Source organism: Pararhizobium sp. O133 (assembly GCF_051669845.1).
In the GTDB taxonomy this organism is placed as follows: Bacteria; Pseudomonadota; Alphaproteobacteria; order Rhizobiales; family Rhizobiaceae; genus Pararhizobium.
The window spans coordinates 3197217-3218762 of sequence record NZ_CP196426.1; the positions used below are offsets into that span (position 1 = coordinate 3197217).

At 59.5% G+C, this 21546-nt stretch carries 17 protein-coding genes and 3 tRNA genes; 3 read left to right on the top strand and 17 right to left on the bottom strand.

Features of this window, described 5'->3' with window-relative positions:
* Positions 1–52 precede the first annotated feature (52 nt).
* The 10 genes from rpoC to ACST81_RS15375 form a co-directional block, all read right to left on the bottom strand.
* Positions 53–4261 carry a DNA-directed RNA polymerase subunit beta' gene (gene rpoC / locus ACST81_RS15330; protein WP_438748955.1) on the bottom strand — a complete coding sequence of 1403 codons (4209 nt, stop codon included), beginning with the start codon at positions 4259–4261 and terminating at the stop codon, positions 53–55.
* Positions 4262–4450: 189 nt separating this feature from the next.
* Entirely contained in the window at positions 4451–8596 is a 4146-nt protein-coding gene (rpoB, locus tag ACST81_RS15335) for a DNA-directed RNA polymerase subunit beta (RefSeq protein WP_438748957.1), read from the bottom strand.
* Positions 8597–8859: 263 nt separating this feature from the next.
* A complete protein-coding gene (gene rplL, locus ACST81_RS15340) occupies positions 8860–9237 on the bottom strand; it encodes a 50S ribosomal protein L7/L12 (RefSeq protein ID WP_438748959.1) in 378 nt (125 codons plus the stop codon).
* A 58-nt stretch (positions 9238–9295) separates the two neighbouring features.
* Entirely contained in the window at positions 9296–9817 is a 522-nt protein-coding gene (rplJ, locus tag ACST81_RS15345) for a 50S ribosomal protein L10 (protein WP_438748960.1), read from the bottom strand.
* A gap of 327 nt (positions 9818–10144) precedes the next feature.
* Entirely contained in the window at positions 10145–10843 is a 699-nt protein-coding gene (gene rplA, locus ACST81_RS15350; RefSeq protein WP_062582613.1) for a 50S ribosomal protein L1, read from the bottom strand.
* Position 10844: 1 nt separating this feature from the next.
* Entirely contained in the window at positions 10845–11276 is a 432-nt protein-coding gene (gene rplK, locus ACST81_RS15355) for a 50S ribosomal protein L11 (RefSeq protein WP_037103352.1), read from the bottom strand.
* 256 nt (positions 11277–11532) lie between these two features.
* Positions 11533–12063 (bottom strand): transcription termination/antitermination protein NusG, encoded by a 531-nt coding sequence (nusG, locus tag ACST81_RS15360; protein WP_062582625.1) that lies wholly within the window; start codon positions 12061–12063, stop codon positions 11533–11535.
* 16 nt (positions 12064–12079) lie between these two features.
* Positions 12080–12280: a preprotein translocase subunit SecE gene (secE, locus tag ACST81_RS15365; RefSeq protein ID WP_438748963.1), complete on the bottom strand. Its 201-nt coding sequence runs from the start codon at positions 12278–12280 to the stop codon at positions 12080–12082.
* A gap of 197 nt (positions 12281–12477) precedes the next feature.
* Positions 12478–12553, bottom strand: a tRNA-Trp gene (locus ACST81_RS15370).
* 153 nt (positions 12554–12706) lie between these two features.
* Complete coding sequence (locus ACST81_RS15375) at positions 12707–13600, bottom strand: NAD-dependent epimerase/dehydratase family protein (RefSeq protein WP_438748964.1); 894 nt, start codon at positions 13598–13600, stop codon at positions 12707–12709.
* Positions 13601–13764: 164 nt separating this feature from the next.
* Here ACST81_RS15375 and ACST81_RS15380 point away from each other — a divergent pair, with 164 nt between their 5' ends.
* Positions 13765–14571 (top strand): hypothetical protein, encoded by an 807-nt coding sequence (locus tag ACST81_RS15380; RefSeq protein ID WP_438748966.1) that lies wholly within the window; start codon positions 13765–13767, stop codon positions 14569–14571.
* A 32-nt stretch (positions 14572–14603) separates the two neighbouring features.
* Here ACST81_RS15380 and ACST81_RS15385 read toward each other — a convergent pair whose 3' ends face one another.
* The 4 genes from ACST81_RS15385 to ACST81_RS15400 form a co-directional block, all read right to left on the bottom strand.
* Positions 14604–15287, bottom strand: coding sequence for a glycosyltransferase (locus ACST81_RS15385; protein WP_438748967.1), 684 nt, complete (start codon positions 15285–15287; stop codon positions 14604–14606).
* A gap of 406 nt (positions 15288–15693) precedes the next feature.
* The gene (gene tuf / locus ACST81_RS15390; protein ID WP_062576534.1) at positions 15694–16869 is read right to left on the bottom strand and encodes an elongation factor Tu; all 1176 of its coding nucleotides are present in this window, start codon (positions 16867–16869) and stop codon (positions 15694–15696) included.
* A 254-nt stretch (positions 16870–17123) separates the two neighbouring features.
* A tRNA-Gly gene (locus ACST81_RS15395) sits at positions 17124–17197 on the bottom strand.
* A gap of 24 nt (positions 17198–17221) precedes the next feature.
* Positions 17222–17306, bottom strand: a tRNA-Tyr gene (locus tag ACST81_RS15400).
* Between the two features lie 216 nt (positions 17307–17522).
* On the opposite strand from ACST81_RS15400, the gene rlmB reads away from it, so the two are divergent.
* Positions 17523–18404, top strand: a complete 882-nt coding sequence (gene rlmB / locus ACST81_RS15405; protein WP_438748968.1) for a 23S rRNA (guanosine(2251)-2'-O)-methyltransferase RlmB — start codon at positions 17523–17525, stop codon at positions 18402–18404.
* Positions 18405–18412: 8 nt separating this feature from the next.
* On the opposite strand, the gene ACST81_RS15410 is transcribed toward rlmB, so the two are convergent.
* The 3 genes from ACST81_RS15410 to ACST81_RS15420 form a co-directional block, all read right to left on the bottom strand.
* Positions 18413–18691, bottom strand: a complete 279-nt coding sequence (locus ACST81_RS15410; protein WP_438748969.1) for a hypothetical protein — start codon at positions 18689–18691, stop codon at positions 18413–18415.
* Between the two features lie 48 nt (positions 18692–18739).
* Positions 18740–19480 carry a hypothetical protein gene (locus ACST81_RS15415; RefSeq protein WP_438748970.1) on the bottom strand — a complete coding sequence of 247 codons (741 nt, stop codon included), beginning with the start codon at positions 19478–19480 and terminating at the stop codon, positions 18740–18742.
* A 331-nt stretch (positions 19481–19811) separates the two neighbouring features.
* Entirely contained in the window at positions 19812–20438 is a 627-nt protein-coding gene (locus ACST81_RS15420) for an FMN-dependent NADH-azoreductase (protein ID WP_438748972.1), read from the bottom strand.
* Positions 20439–20582: 144 nt separating this feature from the next.
* Between ACST81_RS15420 and ACST81_RS15425 the strand changes: the two genes are divergently transcribed.
* Positions 20583–21527 carry a LysR family transcriptional regulator gene (locus tag ACST81_RS15425; RefSeq protein ID WP_438748973.1) on the top strand — a complete coding sequence of 315 codons (945 nt, stop codon included), beginning with the start codon at positions 20583–20585 and terminating at the stop codon, positions 21525–21527.
* Positions 21528–21546 lie beyond the last annotated feature (19 nt).

A 21546-nucleotide genomic window follows, 5' to 3' on the forward strand; every position in this document is an offset into this window, starting at 1 on the left:
CTTTTCAAATGGTGCCGGAAGGACGGTGAACCGCCCTCCCCAGCCTTCGGCTTTATTCGGCCGCGGCTTCTTCCTTGGCCAGATCAGCAAGCATCGGCGTTGCGATGTCCGCACCCGTACCCTTGCGGCGCTCTTCGAGGATCATCTCGTCGCGCGCGGTGGCGATACGGCGGATCTGGGTCATGGTGCCGCCGGTACCGGCCGGGATCAGGCGGCCGACGATGACGTTTTCCTTCAGCCCCTGCAGACCGTCGGTCTTGCCGGCGATCGCAGCTTCCGTCAGCACCTTGGTCGTTTCCTGGAAGGACGCGGCCGAGATGAAGGACGGCGTCTGCAGCGACGCCTTGGTGATGCCGAGCAGGACCGGATCGCCGTAGGCCGGCTTCTTGCCCTGTTCGATCAGCTGGTCGTTGACATCTTCCAGCTCGATGCGGTCGACGCTGTCGCCAACGATATAGGTACTGTCACCGGCATCGGTCACTTCCACCTTTTGCAGCATCTGGCGAACGATCACCTCGATGTGCTTGTCGTTGATCACAACGCCCTGCAGACGGTAGACTTCCTGGATTTCGTTCACGAGGTAGGAAGCGAGTGCTTCCACGCCCTTGATCGCCAGGATGTCATGCGGTGCCGGGTTACCGTCGAGGATGTAGTCACCCTTTTCGATATAGTCGCCGTCCTGAAGATGGAAGGGCTTGCCCTTCGGGATCAGGTATTCGACCGGCTCGACACCGTCTTCCGCAGGCTCGATCAGCACGCGGCGCTTGTTCTTGTAGTCGCGGCCGAAGCGGATCGTACCATCGATTTCGGCGATGATCGCGTGATCCTTCGGACGGCGCGCTTCGAAGAGTTCGGCAACGCGCGGCAGACCACCGGTGATGTCCTTCGTCTTGGCGCTTTCCAGCGGCGAACGTGCAAGTACGTCACCCTGGCTGACCTTGGTGCCCGGCTCGACCGACAGGATGGCGTCGACCGAAAGCATGAAGCGGGCGTCACCACCACGCGACAGCTTCATCACTGCGCCGTTCTTGTCCTTGATGACGATGGCCGGCTTCAGGTCGATACCGCGCGGCGTCGAACGCCAATCGATAACCTGACGCTTGGTGATGCCGGTTGCTTCGTCGGTCGCTTCCAGAACGGAGATACCGTCGACGATATCCTCGAAATGAACCGTGCCTTCGACTTCGGTCATCATCGGGCGCGTGTAAGGATCCCATTCGGCCAGACGCTGGCCGCGCTTCACCTTGTCGCCGTCATCGACATAGATTTTCGAACCGTAGGCGACGCGCTGCGAGGAGCGCTCGACACCGCGCTCATCGAGGATCTGGACCGCCATGTTGCGGCCCATGGCAACGAGAATGTTGTCCGAGTTGCGCAGCATGTTGCGGTTCTTGATCTGAACCGTACCCTCGTACGATGCTTCCAGGAACGACTGGTCGACCACGTTTGCCGTACCACCAAGGTGGAACGTACGCATGGTCAGCTGCGTGCCCGGCTCGCCGATCGACTGGGCGGCGATGACGCCGACCGCTTCACCCATGTTGACAGGGGTACCGCGGGCAAGGTCGCGACCGTAGCAGACGCCGCAGACACCGGTCTGGATTTCGCAGGTCAGGGCCGAACGGATGCGGATCGACTGGATGCCGGCCTTCTCGATCTCGACGACATCGGCTTCAAGGATCATGCGGCCGGCATCGACGATGCGCTCGCCGGTGACCGGGTGATCGATGTTGTCGAGTGCCGTACGACCGAGAACGCGGGCGCCGATGGAGGCAACGACCTGACCGGCATCGACGATGGCGGTCATGGTGAGGCCGGTTTCGGTACCGCAATCGACGGAATTGACGATGCAATCCTGCGCGACGTCGACGAGACGGCGTGTCAGGTAACCGGAGTTCGCGGTCTTCAGAGCGGTGTCTGCGAGACCCTTACGGGCACCGTGGGTCGAGTTGAAGTACTCGTTAACGGTCAGACCTTCCTTGAAGTTCGAGATGATCGGCGTCTCGATGATTTCGCCCGACGGCTTGGCCATGAGGCCGCGCATGCCACCCAACTGGCGCATCTGGTTCGGAGAACCGCGGGCACCCGAGTGCGACATCATGTAGATGGCGTTCATCGGCTTCTGGCGACCGGTCTTGTCGTCGAACTCGACGGCCTTGATGCGGGCCATCATGTCTTCGGCGACCTTCTCGGTGGCCTTGCCCCAGGCATCGACGACCTTGTTGTACTTTTCGCCCTGGGTGATCAGGCCGTCATTGTACTGCTGCTCGTATTCCTTGACCAGATTTTCGGTATCGCCGACGATCTTGGCCTTGGTGACCGGAATGACCATGTCGTCCTTGCCGAAAGAAATGCCGGCGCGGCAGGCATGGGCAAAGCCGAGCTGCATGATGCGGTCGCAGAAGATGACCGTGTCCTTCTGGCCGCAATGACGGTAGACCGTGTCGATCATCTTGGAGATGTTCTTCTTGGTCAGTTCCTGGTTGCAGACGTCGAACGGCACGTTGACGTTCTTCGGCAGGAGTTCGCCGATGAGCATACGGCCAGGCGTCGTCTCATAGATCTTCGAAACGGGCTTGCCTTCGGCATCGATGGTTTTGAAGCGGCCACGAATCTTGGCGTGCAGCGTCACCGACTTGGTTTCAAGCGCGTGATGCAGTTCGCCGAGATCGGAGAAGGCCATGCCTTCGCCCGGCTCGTTCTGGTTCATGATCGAGAGATAGTAGAGACCGAGAACCATGTCCTGCGACGGAACGATGATCGGTGCGCCGTTTGCCGGATGCAGGATGTTGTTGGTCGACATCATCAGCACGCGGGCTTCCAGCTGGGCTTCCAGCGAGAGCGGCACGTGAACAGCCATCTGGTCACCGTCGAAGTCAGCGTTGAAGGCGGTGCAGACGAGCGGATGCAGTTGGATGGCCTTGCCTTCGACCAGGGTCGGTTCGAAGGCCTGGATGCCCAGGCGGTGCAGCGTCGGCGCGCGGTTCAGGAGAACCGGATGCTCGCGGATGACCTCGTCGAGGATATCCCAGACTTCCGGCTTTTCCTTTTCAACCAGCTTCTTGGCCTGCTTGACGGTCGAGGAATAACCCTTGGCGTCTAGGCGGGCGTAGATGAACGGCTTGAACAGTTCGAGCGCCATCTTCTTCGGCAGGCCGCACTGGTGCAGTTTCAGTTCCGGACCGGTCACGATGACCGAACGGCCGGAATAGTCGACGCGCTTGCCGAGCAGGTTCTGGCGGAAGCGGCCCTGCTTGCCCTTGAGCATGTCGGACAGCGACTTCAGCGGACGCTTGTTGGCACCGGTGATGACGCGGCCACGGCGACCGTTGTCGAACAGCGCGTCCACGGATTCCTGCAGCATGCGCTTTTCGTTGCGGATGATGATGCCCGGAGCGCGCAGTTCGATCAGGCGCTTCAGACGGTTGTTACGGTTGATGACGCGACGATAGAGATCGTTCAGGTCGGACGTCGCGAAACGGCCGCCATCGAGCGGGACCAGCGGGCGCAGGTCCGGCGGGATGACCGGAACGACCTTCATGATCATCCATTCCGGACGGTTGCCGGATTCCATGAAGTTCTCGACGATCTTCAGGCGCTTCATCAGCTTTTTCTGCTTCAGTTCCGACGTGGTGTCCGCCAGATCCGAGCGCAGGTCACCTGCGATCTTGTCGAGATTCATCGATGCCAGCATCTCGTAGATGGCTTCAGCACCGATCATCGCCGTGAACTGATCTTCGCCGAACTCGTCGACGGCGATCATGTATTCTTCTTCCGAGAGAAGCTGGTTTTCCTTGAGGGACGTCAGGCCCGGCTCGGTGACGATGTAGTTTTCGAAATACAGGACGCGCTCGATATCCTTCAGCGTCATGTCGAGCAGCGTCGCGATGCGGCTCGGCAGGGACTTCAGGAACCAGATATGGGCAACCGGGGCGGCGAGCTCGATATGGCCCATGCGCTCACGGCGAACGCGCGACAGCGTCACTTCGACGCCGCACTTTTCGCAGATGATACCCTTGTACTTCATGCGCTTGTACTTGCCGCACAGGCATTCGTAATCCTTGATCGGGCCAAAGATGCGCGCGCAGAACAGACCGTCGCGCTCCGGCTTGAAGGTACGGTAGTTGATGGTTTCCGGCTTCTTGATCTCGCCGTAGGACCAGGAGAGAATCTTCTCCGGCGACGCAATCGAAATCCGGATGGAATCGAAGGTCTGCGCAGGCACCTGCGGATTGAAAAGGTTCATGACCTCTTGGTTCATGCCTATCTCCTTTATGGGCTATCGCCCTGAGCTTGGCAGAAAGCGCGGCAAATCCCGGGCGCCGGCTTCTGCACGAAACGGATAAAACCGCATGAAATGCGGCCGCATTTCCTACCCCGTCCCATCAACGCGAGATTGGGGTGGAAACGGTGCGCGCCGCTCTGGAAAGCGGCACGCACCCTGATGTTTTTACTCGGCCGCGTCCGGCAGTTGCTGGTTTGCCGCATTGAGTTCGTCGAGCTTGGAATTCTCCAATTCGACGCTGAGACCCAGAGAGCGCATTTCCTTGACGAGAACGTTGAAGCTTTCCGGAATACCCGCCTCGAACGTGTCGTCGCCACGGACGATCGCTTCGTAGACCTTGGTACGGCCGGCCACGTCGTCGGACTTCACCGTCAGCATTTCCTGCAGGGTGTAGGCGGCGCCGTAGGCTTCGAGCGCCCAGACTTCCATTTCCCCGAAACGCTGACCGCCGAACTGCGCCTTACCACCGAGCGGCTGCTGGGTGACAAGCGAGTAAGGACCGATCGAACGAGCATGGATCTTGTCGTCGACAAGGTGGTTCAGCTTCAGCATGTAGATGTAGCCGACGGTTACCTGACGGTCGAACTGATCGCCGGTACGGCCATCATAGAGCGTCGACTGACCGGTGACCTTCAAGCCTGCCTGTTCCAGCATCTCGTTGACGTCGGCTTCGACAGCACCGTCGAAGACCGGCGTTGCGATCGACACGCCGCGGCGGGTCTGCTCGGCCAGACGGACGATCGATTCGTCGTCGTACTGCTTGATCGGCTCGCCCTTCGGACCGGACCCGATGACGCTGTCGATGGTATCGCGCAGCGGCTGGATGTCGGCACCTGCCTTGTAGGCATCGAGCATCGCCCCAATCTTCTTGCCCATGCCGGCACAGGCCCAACCCAGATGGGTTTCAAGGATCTGGCCGACGTTCATGCGCGAAGGCACGCCGAGCGGGTTCAAGACGACGTCAACATGCGTACCGTCTTCCAGGAACGGCATGTCCTCGATCGGCACGATGCGGGAAACCACACCCTTGTTGCCGTGACGGCCGGCCATCTTGTCGCCTGGCTGGATCTTGCGCTTCACAGCGACGAAGACCTTGACCATCTTCATGACGCCCGGAGGCATTTCGTCGCCGCGCTGGACCTTTTCGACCTTGTCCATGAAGCGATGCTCGAGCAGCGACTTCGACTCGTCGTACTGGCCACGCAGAGCTTCGACTTCGCCCTGAGCCTTCTCGTCTTCAACCGCGAACATCCACCACTGCGAGCGGGGATATTCGGAGATGACGGCGTTCGAAAGCTCGGTGCCCTTCTTGAAGCCCTTCGGACCGGCGACGGCGACGTGGCCGCGCAGCATGTCGAGGAGACGCGCATAGACGTTGCGATCGAGGATCGCCTGTTCGTCGTCGCGGTCCTTGGCCAGACGCTCGATCTCTTCCCGCTCGATCGCCATGGCGCGCTCGTCTTTTTCAACGCCGTGGCGATTAAAGACGCGGACTTCGACGATCGTGCCGAAAGTGCCCGGAGGCATGCGCATGGAGGTGTCACGGACGTCGGACGCCTTTTCACCGAAGATGGCGCGCAGAAGCTTTTCTTCCGGCGTCATCGGGCTTTCGCCCTTCGGGGTGATCTTGCCGACGAGAATGTCGCCAGGAGCGACTTCCGCACCGATATAGACGATACCGGCTTCGTCGAGATTCTTCAGCGCTTCTTCCGAAACGTTCGGAATGTCGCGCGTGATTTCTTCCGGACCAAGCTTGGTGTCACGCGCCATCACTTCGAATTCCTCGATGTGGATGGAGGTGAACACGTCGTCGCGAACGATCCGCTCGGAAAGCAGGATCGAGTCCTCGTAGTTGTAGCCATTCCACGGCATGAACGCGACGAGCGCGTTGCGGCCGAGGGCCAGGTCGCCGAGGTCGGTCGACGGACCGTCCGCGATGATGTCGCCCTTGTTCAGGATGTCACCGACGGTGACCAGCGGGCGCTGGTTGACGCAGGTGTTCTGGTTGGAACGCTGGAACTTCTGCAGGCGGTAGATATCGACGCCGGACTTGCCGGCTTCGAGGTCTTCGGTCGCACGGATAACGATACGCGTTGCGTCGACCTGGTCGACCACGCCGGCGCGACGAGCACCGATGGCAGCACCGGAATCGCGAGCAACAACCGGCTCCATGCCGGTGCCGACGAACGGGGCTTCGGCACGCAGCAGCGGCACGGCCTGACGCTGCATGTTGGAGCCCATGAGCGCGCGGTTGGCGTCATCGTTTTCAAGGAACGGGATGAGCGCCGCCGCGACAGACACGAGCTGCTTCGGCGAAACGTCCATCAGGTTCACGATGTCGCGCGGTGCGAGCATGACGTCGCCAGCATGACGGCAGACAACGAACTCTTCGACGAACGACTGGTCGGCGTTCAGTTCGGAGTTGGCCTGGGCCACGTGGTACTTGGCTTCTTCCATCGCCGAGAGATAGACGACGTCCTTCGTCACCTTGCCGTCGACGATCTTGCGGTACGGCGATTCAATGAAGCCGTACTTGTTGACGCGGGCGAAGGTTGCAAGCGAGTTGATCAGACCGATGTTCGGGCCTTCCGGCGTTTCGATCGGGCAGATACGGCCATAGTGGGTCGGATGAACGTCGCGGACTTCGAAGCCTGCGCGTTCGCGCGTCAGACCACCCGGGCCCAGAGCCGAGAGACGGCGCTTGTGGGTGATTTCCGACAGCGGATTGACCTGGTCCATGAACTGCGACAGCTGCGAGGAACCGAAGAACTCGCGAACGGCGGCAGCAGCCGGCTTGGCGTTGATCAGGTCCTGCGGCATGACGGTGTCGATCTCGATCGACGACATGCGTTCCTTGATCGCACGCTCCATGCGCAGCAGGCCGAGACGATACTGGTTTTCCATCAGTTCGCCGACGGAGCGGACACGACGGTTGCCGAGGTTGTCGATATCGTCGATTTCGCCCTTGCCGTCGCGCAGGTCGACCAGCATCTTGACCACGGCCAGAATGTCTTCCTTGCGCAGGATGCGGACGGTGTCGGCGGCGTCGAGATCGAGGCGCATGTTCATCTTCACACGGCCGACGGCGGAGAGGTCGTAACGCTCCGCATCGAAGAACAGCGTGTTGAACATGGCTTCGGCCGAATCCATGGTCGGCGGCTCACCCGGACGCATGACGCGGTAGATATCAAACAGAGCATCCTGACGGTTCTCGTTCTTGTCCACCGCCAGCGTGTTGCGGATGTAGGCACCGACATTGATATGGTCGATGTCGAGGACCGGGATCTCGTCAAAGCCGGCACCGAGGATGACGCCGAGCGTCTTCTCGTCGATTTCGTCACCGGCTTCGAGGAAGATTTCGCCCGTTGCCATGTTGACGAGATCTTCGGCGAGGAAGTTGCCGTAGAGATCGTCGTCGGAAGCCTTGATCGCCTTGAGGCCCTTTTCCGAAAGGGTCTTCAAGAGACGCGGCGTCAGCTTCTTGCCGGATTCGACCACGACTTCGCCGGTGTCGGCATCGATCAGGTCGGAAAGCGCCTTCTGGCCCTTCAGCCGGTCAGGCTGGAACGGAATCCGCCAACCCTTCCCGTCGCGCTGATAATCGGACTTGGTGTAGAAGGTCTCGAGGATTTCCTCGCCGTCCATGCCAAGCGCCATGAGCAGCGACGTAACCGGAATCTTGCGGCGACGGTCGATACGCGCGTGGACAACGTCCTTGGCATCGAATTCGATGTCGAGCCAGGAACCGCGATACGGGATGACGCGGGCAGCAAACAGCAGCTTGCCCGAGGAATGGCTCTTGCCCTTGTCATGGTCGAAGAACACGCCCGGCGAACGGTGCATCTGGGAGACGATGACGCGCTCGGTACCGTTGACGATGAACGTACCATTGTTGGTCATGAGCGGCATGTCGCCCATGTAGACGTTCTGTTCCTTGATGTCCTTGATGGACTTCGCACCCGTATCCTCGTCGATATCGAACACGATGAGGCGCAGCGTCACCTTGAGCGGCGCTGCGTAGGTCAGGTCGCGCTGACGGCATTCCTCGACGTCGAACTTCGGCTGTTCGAATTCGTAGGAGACGAACTCGAGCATCGAAGCGCCGGAGAAATCCGTGATCGGGAAAACGGACTTGAAAACGGACTGAAGCCCCTCGTCCGGACGACCGCCCTGCGGCTCGTCGACCATGAGGAACTGGTCGTAGGATGCCTTCTGAACCTCGATGAGGTTCGGCATTTCCGCGACTTCTGGAATTTTACCGAAAAACTTGCGTACGCGCCTGCGACCGTTAAACGAAAGGGTCTGAGCCATCGTCGCTCCTTTAAAAATTGCACCCGGGCCTGCAACAGACGGTGACCGCTGGCCAGTCGGCTCCGTCAATCAATGGATCACTCAATCTCGTCTACCCCCAAAACGCTGAGCCGGATTGCTGTGGCGTTCCTGGTTCGAGACCATCCTCTTGAGAACCCATTACCCAAAAGCCGTTTTCAGGTGGCTTTTGGGTAATACGTTCAGAAAGCGTTTAAAGAGAGGCGGCCATTTTCACGGCCGCCCCTCCTTTAAAGGAGGCAGGATTACTTGACGTCAACCTTGGCGCCAGCGTCTTCCAGCTTCTTCTTGAGGTCAGCGGCTTCAGCCTTGGAAACGGCTTCCTTGACAGCCTTCGGAGCGGCTTCAACGAGGTCCTTGGCTTCCTTGAGGCCGAGGCCGGTGATAGCGCGAACTTCCTTGATGACGTTGATCTTGTTAGCGCCGGCGTCAGCCAGGATAACGTCGAACTCGGTCTTTTCTTCTTCAGCCGGGCCAGCAGCAGCAGCGCCGCCAGCAGCAGCGACTGCTACCGGAGCAGCAGCGGAAACGCCCCACTTTTCTTCGAGAAGCTTCGACAGTTCTGCAGCTTCCAGAACGGTCAGCGAGGACAGGTCGTCTACGATCTTTGCGAGATCAGCCATTTTACAGTTCCTTTTGTTCGGTTCGAACTTGGTTAGATATAAACAACGAAAAACCGCCTTATGCGGCTTCTTCGTCCTTCTTGGCATAGGCTGCAAACACGCGGGCAAGCTGGCTTGCCGGTGCTGCTACAACGCCTGCGATGCGGGTAGCCGGAGTCTGGATCATGCCCAGCAGCTTCGCGCGCAGTTCGTCAAGCGAAGGCAGGGTCGCAAGCGACTTGACTGCATCCGCGTTGAGCGTCGTTGAACCCATGGCGCCACCGAGAACAACGATCTTGTCGTTGGTCTTGGCGAAATCCATGAGAACCTTAGGAGCCGTGATCGGGTCGGCGCTGAATGCTACCAGCGTCTGTCCCTTGAAGAGATTGGACATCCCTTCCGACTCTGTACCCTGAAGGGCGATCTTGGCCAGGCGGTTCTTCGCGACTTTGACGGTGCCGCCAGCAGCGCGCATCTTTGAACGGAAGTCGTTCATCTGTGCGACTGTGACACCAGCATAGTGGGCCACGACAACCGAACCGGCGCCCTTGAAGGCATCGTTCAGCTCCGTGACGAATTCGCGTTTTTCCGCTCTTTCCACTGCCTATCTCCAGTTGACGGGACTACAAACGCAGTCCCATCGGGTTTGCCTTTGCCGCGAGAGATCAGAAGTGATCCCAAGCAACGCTCGAGGATCCTGTCCCCTGCGCGTCCCCTTTCGGGTGCGACACAAGGCAAGCCGAGGTTCGAACCGAATTTCCACGCTTTCGCGCGTCAAATGAAATTCGGGACTCACCCGTCTCATGCAGGCTGAAGTGATTAAGGGATAACCACCTGCAATCTCGGACAGGAGTTCCGGGTTTGATCCCGGAATTTCCGGCCCAAAAGGGCCGGAAATTTGTGACCGGACCGAAGTCCGATGAATGATTTAGGCGACGGCGACCGTCGACGGCTCGATCTTGACGCCCGGACCCATGGTCGAGGAGATCGCGACGCGCTTGACGTAGTTGCCCTTGGCGCCAGCCGGCTTTGCCTTGATGACCGCATCGGCGAAAGCGCGGATATTTTCTTCAAGAGCAGAAGCGGTGAACGAGGCCTTGCCGATACCGGCATGGACGATACCAGCCTTTTCGACGCGGAACTCGACAGCACCACCCTTCGATGCCTTGACGGCACCGGCGACGTCCATGGTGACCGTTCCGACCTTCGGGTTCGGCATCATGCCACGTGGGCCGAGAACCTTACCGAGACGGCCGACGAGCGGCATCATGTCCGGGGTCGCGATGCAACGATCGAAATCGATCTTGCCGCCCTGGACGATCTCGACGAGATCTTCAGCGCCGACGATATCCGCGCCGGCAGCCTTGGCTTCGTCAGCCTTGGCGCCACGTGCGAACACGGCGACGCGAACGTCGCGGCCGGTGCCGTTCGGCAGGTTGACAACACCACGGACCATCTGGTCGGCGTGACGCGGGTCAACACCCAGGTTCATCGCGACTTCGATGGTTTCGTCGAACTTGGCGATGGCACGAGCCTTCACGAGAGCGATCGCTTCCGGCAGGGCAACGAGCTTCGTCGGATCGATGCCTTCGCGGGTCTTCTGTACACGCTTTGCAAGCTTTGCCATGTTACGCCACCACTTCCAGACCCATGGCGCGGGCGGAGCCCTCGATCATGGTCATTGCGCCTTCGATATCGGCTGCGTTCAGATCCTTCATCTTGGCTTCGGCGATCGACTTGATCTGAGCCTTGGTGAGCTTGCCTGCTGCCGCGCCCTTGCCCGGGGTCTTCGAACCCGAGGTGAGCTTTGCTTCCTTCTTCAGGAAGTAGCTGACCGGCGGCTGCTTCATGACGAAGGTGAAAGACTTGTCCTGGTAGTAGGTGATGACGACCGGGATCGGCATGCCCTTTTCCATTTCCTGCGTAGCCGCGTTGAACGACTTGCAGAATTCCATGATGTTAATACCACGCTGACCAAGCGCCGGGCCGATCGGCGGGGACGGGTTTGCCGATCCTGCCTTGACCTGAAGCTTGAGCTGGCCTGCAACTTTCTTAGCCATATCTCTCTGCCTTTATGGTTTTCCAGGTCCACTTTCCGCATGAGCGGTCGGAACCGGAAATGTTCCGGCCGGTTTCCCGGCCCTTCGTGCCACACCCGAAAAGCGCGGCGGCTGCGGTTGCGTGGTACGGATCAAGGTCCGGCTAAGACCATCATCCTTCCACGCGGGGTGCGGGGTGCCCCGCTTGACCGGATCGAAATCCGGAAACAAAAGAATGCCGCGCAGCCAGAAGATCTAGCGCTGCGACACCCTGAAATCAGACTTTTTCGACCTGAGCATATTCAAGGTCTACCGGCGTGGCGCGGCCGAAGATCGAAACCTCGACCTTGAGGCGCGAACGCTCTTCGTCCACGTCCTGGACGATACCGTTGAACGACGCGAACGGACCGTCGGAAACGCGAACCTGCTCGCCGATCTCGAACGAGATCGAAGGCTTCGGACGATCGACACCATCCTGAACCTGACCGAGAATGCGCTCAGCCTCGAAATCAGGGATCGGAACCGGCTTGTTGTCGGAACCGAGGAAACCGGTGACCTTCGGCGTGTTCTTGATAAGGTGATAGGCTTCATCCGTCAGGTTGGCCCGCACCAGCACATAGCCGGGGAAAAACTTGCGCTCTGCATCGACCTTGCGGCCGCGACGAACCTCAACAACCTTCTCGGTCGGAACGAGAATCTTTTCAAACAGGTGCTCAAGCCCTTTCTGGCGAGCCTTGTTCTCGATGTCCTCGGCGACCTTCTTCTCGAAATTCGAGTAGGCGTGAACGATGTACCAACGCGCTGCCATATTCATCCTCAATCGTTCAAACGCCAGCGTTCAGGACCAGGCCAATCAGCCAGCCCATCAGTTGGTCCGCAGCAAAAAAGAACGCAGCCGCAAAGAAGACCATGACGAAAACCATCAACGTCGAGATCATCGTCTCGCGCCGGGTCGGCCATGTCACTTTCGCCGTCTCAGCGCGTACCTGCTGCAGAAACGTAAATGGATTTGTCTTGGATGCCATTGAATGCTCACGCCTTAACGGCCCGTAAAGCTGACGATCAGCCCCACGCGCCGCGTGTCTGTTTGAACCCTACATAAAGACCGATTCTCGAAATCACAAGAGGTCAACGGTCCTTTTTGCGAAATTAGCCAGAAGGAACCAGCCCTTCCATGTGTAGCCCGCCCGATCACCGCAGCATATTTCTACGCGGTTTCGAATGGCAGGGGCAGCAGGGCTCGAACCTGCGACCTGCGGTTTTGGAGACCGCCGCTCTACCAACTGAGCTATACCCCTAGACCTGCTGCGCCAGCGTTTGAAAAGCCGAGCGCTGCAAGAAGTCTGCGGCTTATTATTCAAGTTGCCGCAGGATGACAAGCGTCTTGGCCCGAAAAAATGAAAAGAATCCGGCGATGTCAGCACTCTTTTCGAGAGCTTAGTTCCGCTCGATCATCCCTTCACGTATTTCCGCCAGTCGTGCTCCTCCTTGAAGCCGAGCACCTCGCGAATCTTGCGGTTCGACAACAAGCCATCGAATTCGCCGATTTCGCGGGTGAACGGGACATTCGGGAAATAGCGGGCGGCGAGCTCGCGCGACGGCGTGTTGGCCGAGACGGTATCGTTGGCGGCGTTGAAGACCTCGTAACCGAGCCCATCCTTTTCGATGCAGAGCTTGACGATCTGGCCGAGGTCGCGGGCGTCGATATAACTCCAGGCGATTCGCTTGCGGATATCCGGATTGGCGAAATAGGCCGGGAAGCGGTCATATTCATGCGGCTCGATCACATTGCCGATGCGCAACGCATAGATGTCAAAGCCGGAGCGCTCTGCAAAGGCCCGCGCCGTCTTCTCATTGACCACCTTGGAGAGGCCATAGCTGTCCATCGGATTGACGTCGTAGTCCTCCTCCAGCGGAAACTGGTGGAAATCACGATGGCCTTCGGCGAAGCAGACGCCGTAGGTGGTTTCGCTCGAGGCGACGATGATCTTGCGGATGCCCATCTTCACCGCCGCTTCGATGACGTTATAGGTCCCCATCGTGTTGATGCGGAACGTCTCGTTGTCGGGCTTGATCAGGATGCGCGGCACGGCGGCGAAATGCACGACTGCATCGAAGGGCCGCGGGCCCTGCCCGCCTTCCATGTCGGGAAAGTCGCGGTGCATGGACATGACGTTGAACATCTGGCCGCTGTCGGTGATATCGGCGATCAGGTTGGTGACGCCCGGACTGTCGAGTGGCACAAGATCGACATTGTGAACCTCGTAGCCGGCCTCCACGAGATAGGGCACCGCGTGACGCCCCGCCTTGCCCGCGCCGCCCGTGAACAGAATTCGCTTGCCCATGACCATCCTCCATCTTTGCCGCATCGCCATGCGGTCTCCTCGCCCATCGATATGCCCTGCCCTCCCGATAGCCGCAATAGCATTTCTGACGAACAAGGGATGACGGCGGTGCTTGCGTCCTCTATGCGGTACATATACCGACAACACATTGGACGACCGAGAACATGTCACTGCAAGCCGAAGATTTCGAGACGCTTCTTTCCGGATACGAGATGGTGGCGCTGATCGCCAACAGCGAGAGCGTCGATATCGATGCGATCACGCAGTCTCTTCCGGAAAAAACCCTCTATGTCTTCTTCACCGGTTGCGCCAAGGTTCTGAACACGCCGTTCGAGAAGGATGCCATGCTCTGCCACCGCCTTGTTGCCGGCGGGGAACGGTTCCTGAAATCGCAAAAGCACTTCGACAAGGCCTACAGCCTGTTTGCCAACGGCCTCAAGGCGGAAGTCGGCGTCCTCGCCGAACGCGGGGTTCCCAGCGACACGCCGCCACTCACCGCGCCGCGACAAAGCGCCCTGGTGCCCTACACCCTGGATTTCGACCATACGTTCGGGCCGCTGTATCCGGTCGGCCGGATGCCGACCACCGGTTTTGCCATCGCCGTCTGGCTGGTCGAGAAAATGCCGCATGCCAATGTCTGCCTGTGTGGTTTCACGGGTGTCGCGGGCCTCCAGTTCGCAATGTATACGGAACATGACTGGACATTCGAGCAGATCATGCTGCAGCTCTTCGTCAAGAACGGGCGGATCCGCCGCTTCGAGGACAATCTGAGCGAGCCGACAGGCATGTTCGCCCGCATTCATGACCGCTTTCCTGAATTCAGCGAGGGAACGATCGCGCTGGTGGCGACCAACGTGCTTGCCAATCGCTTCACCGGCATGGAGCGCCAGGTGGCCAAGCTCTGGTCGAAGACCAAGATTCAGCGCAAGATCGGCGGCTTCTTGAAGCGCTTCAAGACCTTCGGCCACTGAGGTCTTCCTCAGCGGCCGTCAGGCGATCATATTTAACGCTGAGCGACGGAGAGAACGCGCTCGCGGGCCGCGAACCATTCCTCGGCATAGTCGTCGTTCTTGTATTCTTCGAAATACGGACCGCCATCGGTGAAATGCACGAGGTCGGCCGCTTCGTTGTAGTCGTATTCGTTGACCAGCCAGTTCCAGGTCTGCGGCAACGCGCCGATCATGTCCTCGGATTCCAGCCACTTGAACTGGTGAAGCTGCAGCCCCGTCGCCGTATTGACGAAATCCGGCGTCAGCGCCTTGCATTTCGCGTTGTTGAACAGGATGACGCTCGACCAGTTCTTCTTCTCGTATTTGGTCTGGGTCTGGCCGAGGAACTTTGTCTCGACCTTCGGCGTGTAGTCGTGCTTGACGCACATGGCGGCATAGCGGTCGTCGCGCAATTCCCACAGCTTGGCGATATCCGTGCGCATCAGCATGTCGCAATCGGCAAACAGGCTCCAGCCCTCGTAATTGCTCAGATACGGAACAAGGAAGCGCGAGAAGGAAAATTCGGTGGACTGCAGTTGGTTGCGTTCACGCGTGAAAACGCCGCCGAGATTGTTCAGGTAGATTGGCAGGAACTCCACCGGGATCGAGCTCTTTTCAAGAATGCTCTGGCAAAAGACATGATAGGCCACGACTTCCTTGCTGTCGAAACCGATGTAAACCCGTGCTTTATCAGCCATTTCCCCTCCTATAGAATAACCCGATGCATCCCCTGCATCCGTAACAACAACTCGAATATATCGCTTAAGTTCCGCTCCCGTGAACGGGAATGTAGACTCGGCGCAAGACTAAACGCCGCACCGGCCGACCGCAATCTCCTGCAAGCCATGTTTCGCCGTACACGGGCCGATTGAACGGAAACCTGACTTTCTCCACATCTTTGTGACGATCGCCCAAAACGTAAAGGCCCCGCCGTTTCCGGCGAGGCCTTCAAAAGGATCAGCGAACCGTAACCGGATCGCCTAACGTCGAGATTACTCGACGATCGAAGCGACGATGCCGGCGCCGCGTGCAAATCGCGCTTGCGCGCCATTTGCACATTTCCCGCTGCCGTCGGCAGCTTTCGGCATCGTCAGATCGTCGAGATTACTCGACGATCGAAGCGACGATGCCGGCGCCGACGGTGCGGCCGCCTTCGCGGATCGCGAAGCGCAGCTTTTCTTCCATCGCGATCGGTACGATCAGCTCGACCGAAACCGTGACGTTATCGCCAGGCATGACCATTTCCGTGCCTTCCGGCAGCGACACGATGCCGGTCACGTCCGTCGTGCGGAAGTAGAACTGCGGACGGTAGTTGGTGAAGAACGGCGTATGACGGCCACCTTCTTCCTTCGTCAGGATGTAGGCTTCGGCCATGAACTTCTTGTGCGGCTTGACCGAACCCGGCTTGCACAGGATCTGGCCACGCTCGACGCCGTCACGGGTGACGCCGCGGATCAGCGCGCCGATGTTGTCGCCGGCCTGACCCTGGTCGAGAAGCTTGCGGAACATTTCAACGCCGGTAACGGTGGTCTTGGTGGTGGCGCGGATGCCGACGATCTCGACTTCTTCACCGACCTTGACGATGCCACGCTCGACGCGGCCGGTCACGACCGTACCACGACCCGAGATCGAGAACACGTCTTCGATCGGCAGCAGGAACGGCAGGTTGATCGGACGCTCAGGTGTCGGGATATAGGCGTCGACGGCAGCCATCAGCTCGCGGATCGCGTCTTCGCCGATCTTCTTGTCCGAATCTTCAAGAGCAGCCAGAGCCGAACCCTTGACGATCGGGATATCGTCGCCCGGGAAGTCGTAGGACGACAGAAGTTCGCGCACTTCCAGTTCGACGAGCTCGAGCAGCTCGGCGTCGTCAACCTGGTCGACCTTGTTCAAAAACACGACGATCGCCGGAACGCCGACCTGACGGGCGAGCAGGATGTGCTCGCGGGTCTGCGGCATCGGGCCGTCGGCAGCCGAGCAAACCAGGATCGCGCCGTCCATCTGGGCGGCACCGGTGATCATGTTCTTGACATAGTCGGCGTGGCCGGGGCAGTCGACATGGGCGTAGTGACGGGCAGCCGTCTCATATTCGACGTGTGCCGTCGAGATGGTGATGCCGCGGGCCTTTTCTTCCGGAGCGGCGTCGATCTGGTCATACGCCTTGAACTCGCCGAAATACTTCGTGATCGCCGCCGTCAGCGACGTCTTGCCATGGTCAACGTGGCCGATCGTGCCGATGTTGACGTGCGGCTTGTTGCGCTCAAATTTGCTCTTTGCCATGGGGTCAAGTTTCCTGTGATCAATGAGAATGCACCATACCGGCGGCGCCGGTTTGGGGAGGCGTTTAAGGGTTTCGGAAGAATTGCGCAAGACTTAATTGTTTTGCGCGCTTCGAGACCTTTGGCCTCGGGATACGCCATATATGGGAAGGACCGAATCCGATCCCAATGGCAGGAGAAAGCAATCCGGAAAGCGACGCAAATCAACGATTTGCCACGACATATTAAAGCAATGAATGATATTCGGGGTGCTTTTGGAGCGGGTAGCGGGAATCGAACCCGCGTATTCAGCTTGGAAGGCTGCTGCTCTACCATTGAGCTATACCCGCGGGGTCATGATCCGTGCAACAGAATGGTGGAGGGAGTTGGATTTGAACCAACGTAGGCTGAGCCAACGGATTTACAGTCCGTCCCCTTTAACCACTCGGGCATCCCTCCATTATTCTGTCGGGATCAAGCGACCAAGTCTCAGATCGAAGCGCCGTGTGCCGGGGCAAGTCAGCCCTTCAATCTGCGCCGGGTATATGACGGGCCAGTCTCATCCTGTCAACACGGCTCTCCAGAAAAATTTGGGAAATTCGCGATAAAGATGGACGGCACCCGATTTCGCGAAAAACGGTTCCACGCGCGCCCCATCCCCAGTATAAGACGCGCATGAGCAAAGATAATCCCGGCGACAAGAGCCCCAAAGACACCCATTACGCAACTCTCCGGCGCGCCCACCGCGACGCCAAGCGCGAGCGCGGCGAAATCCCGACACCCGTGCCGGACAAGCGCCGCAAGACGGCTGCCGCGGACTGGAAGGCACCGCAGCTCGCGCCTGATCAGGTCCTGCTTTATGGCATCCACACGGTGCGCGCCGCTCTCGACAATCCCGACCGCAAGATCACCAAGCTTTCCGTCACGCAGAACGCATTGGTGCGGCTTGAAATCGGCGCTGTCGATACGCTCGGCTTTCCCGTCGAGATCGTCACGCCGCAGGATCTGGACAAGATTCTCGGACCCGACGCGATCCACCAGGGGGTCATGCTGGAAACGGCGCCCCTGCCCGTTCGCCGCCTGTCGGCGCTGCAGGACAGCCCGCTCGTCCTGGTGCTCGACCAGGTGACCGACCCGCACAATGTCGGCGCCATCATGCGCTCGGCCGTCGCCTTCAATGCCGGCGCGCTGATCACGACGCAGCGCCACAGCCCGACCGAATCCGGCGTCATGGCGAAATCTGCCTCCGGTGCCCTTGAGATGATCCCCTATATCCAGATCACCAATCTCGCCGATGCGCTCGACGAGTTGCACAAGCTCGGCTTCGTTTCGATCGGGCTTGATTCGGAAGGACCGGCGACGCTGGAGGAGACGCTGTCGGGCCAGAAGATCGCCCTCGTGCTCGGCGCCGAGGGCAAGGGATTGCGGCAGAAGACCCGCCAGACCGTCACGGCACTGGCGCGCCTCGACATGCCCGGCGCGATCAAGTCGCTGAACGTCTCCAACGCGGCTGCGATCGCGATGTATGCCGCGCGCGGCTATCTGGCCAAATCCTGACGGGCATATCAGCGAATCGCGGAAATCACTCTGAGAGACATTCGGGCTTCGGGACAGCCATCCCGGAGCCTGCGCCAGGTGGTAACGTTAAGCGCCATCTCGCAGCGCGCCAGATAGACATCGTCGCCGACACGGATGCAGGTCGTCTGGCCGAGTTCGGCCTTGGTGCCATCGCGTTTGCGGCAGGTGCAGCGGGCGTCAGGCGGCGCGGCAGTGGACACGCCGGCGGACAGTCCGGCAAGAGCCAGAGCCAGCGTAGCCATCAGGGTTGCCCGAACGCTTTTCATCAGCGAAGTATAATATGGAAAGCCCCGGCCTCCAACCGGGCAACGGAATCAGGACGGCAAGAGGCAGCGCGTCGCTCCATCCCTCGGCGTGATCGTCACTGCATTCGCCGCCCAGCGCAGCGCCACCGGATATTCGATCACGCTCGGCAGCGCCTTGATCGCGTCGGCATAATCCGGTGTGCGCTTCATCTCGGCCTCGTAGACATCCCTGCAGTCCGGAACGCGGCTGACATCGAGCCCGATCTCCTCGCCGATTCGTCTCGCACAGTCGTCCGTGTCCGCATAGAGCGAGCAGGATGTCGTCAGGTTGCGGACAAACTGCAGCGACAGACCGTGTTCATCGCCTTCGATTGCCGAGAGGCTGTCGATCGCCATCGCAGTGTCGAAAAGTCGCGTAGCGGTCCCGGAGTCATAAACCACGAAGGACAGACCGCCGTTCCAGCCATCGGCCGCTTGGAAGAAGACGTAGGATGCGGAAACTCCGAGGAAATATCCGGCGATGTCATCGCGGATCACTTGTTCGCCGGCACCATCCCGCTCGCATGGCGCGTCCGCCGCCTGCAAGACCAGCTTTTCCGCGCCGACTTCACCGAGATCCACCTGCTTGACCATGAAATCGGTGTAGCGACTGCAGGTGACCTTCGGTTCGGCGGAGGGATTTTGCGGATCGGCAGCGAGTTTAATCGTCTCGGTGGCAACCGGCTTGTCGAACGGATCGACGGGGGCGGCGAGCGCGGACGACGACAGAAGCGCCAGCGCAATCCCGATAGAAACGTAGCCATGCCGCATGATGATCCCTCCCCGTTTTCGAAGAGAAACTATCGAATGCCGCGCCTGAATCAACGGCCTTTCGAACAATCCTGCATGCAACAGGAAAGCCGGACACGATGTGCCCAGCTCAGACTGCTGACAACCTCACAAGCCGATTGTTTGAGAATGCGGTAACCGCACACTCCCTCATCCTCGCCTTGTGGCGGGGATCCAGCGACCCGACGTCCGTCGGGTCAAAAGGCTCTTTCAGCCCAAGGACTTGGGCTGACTGGATTCCTGTGACGAGCACAGGATGACGAAGAGGATGGTGGCTTCATACCTTCCACATTACCGACGATATACCGGCTGATCAGGCGGCGATATCGAAATGGCCGCGATCGGCGATGGTCTTTTCGGCGGCGCTGATCGCCGCGTCCTTCGAATCGGGGCTGATCGCCAGGCCCTCGGCGCGGACGAACTCGACATCGGTGATGCCGATGAAGCCGAATACAGTGCTCAGATAGGTTTCCTGATGATCCATGGCGCTGATCGGAGAGGCGCCGGAATAATGGCCGCCACGGGTCGAGGCGACAATCACCTTCTTGCCCTTGGCAAGACCTTCGACACCATTTGCGGTGTAGCGGAAGGTCGTGCCGGCAACGAGGATTCGGTCGATCCAGGTCTTCAGCTGGCTCGGAATGGTGAAATTGTACATCGGCGCACCGACGACGATGACATCGGCGGCGAGGAATTCGTTGAGCGATGCGCGGGCGGCGTCGAGTTCGGCAATAAGCGTAGCATCGAGGCCTTCCGGATTGGCGGAAGCGTTCATCAGGTGCGAGCCGTTGAGGTGGGCGAGCGGATCGGCGGCGAGATCCCGGTAGGTAACGCTGTCGCCCGGACGCTCCGCCTTGATACGCGCGACGATCGATGCCGTCAGGCGGCGCGACACGGAATGATCGCCGAGAATACCGGAGTCGATATGGAGAATTTTCATCTTGCACCTTCGAGTGAAATTGCGTGGTGTTTGGGTGCTTCAGATATGAATTTAAAACAATCGATCGATAAGCGGGCTCTTTTTCGACACGCCGTTTCCTGATAGAAACGATGATGACCTGTTATTGATGGAACGAGGTGTGAAATGCAGGACCTGAACGATCTCGCGCTGTTTGCCGCTGTCGTCAAACACAAGGGTTTTTCCTCCGCCGCGCGCGTCCTCAACATTCCGAAATCGAAGCTCAGCAAGCATGTCGCCCGGCTGGAGCAACAACTTGACGTCCGGCTGCTCGAGCGCTCGACCCGCAAGCTGCGCGTTACCGAAATCGGCCAGGCCTTCTATGAGCGCTGCGAAACCATTCTGTCCGGCATCCAGGCGGCCGAGGCCGTGGTCGCCGCCGCCAAGAGCGAACCGGTCGGCGTCGTGCGACTTTCCTGCCCGATCGGCTTCACGCCGATGGTCGGTCATCTCGTTCCGATGTTCCACCGTCTCTATCCGGGCGTACGATTGCTCATCACCGCCACCAATCGGCGGATCGATCTGGTCGAGGAACGCATCGATGTTGCTTTGCGCGCCCGCGACCAGTTGGACACCGACAACAATCTCATCGTGCGCAAGCTGGGCGAAGCCCGGCAGTATCTGGCGGCAAGCCCAGCCCTGATGGCGCGGCTCGGCAATGTGACCATCGACACGCTCGGCAAGATGCCGACACTGTCGATGAACGAGCAGCACCTGACCGATAGCTGGCAGTTGAATCACATGGACGGAACAAGGCGCGAGATTTCGCACCAGCCGGTGATCGGCTGTGGCGATTTCGGCATTCTTGAGCGGGCCGCGATCGAAGGCATCGGCATTGCGCTTCTGCCCAACCACCTGTGCCTTCGCGGCTTCCGCACCGGCGTGCTGGCGCCGGTCCTGCCGGAATGGTCCTCGAACAGCACGATCGCCCATCTGGTCTTCACCTCGCGCCACGGCATGCTGCCCTCGGTGCGCGCACTGATCGACTTCCTTGCCGACAACCTGCCCGGAGCGATGACACGCTGCAACGAAATCGATCCCGCGCCCGCCATGCTGGACGCGGCGGAATAGATATAGCCTCGCCAAATAA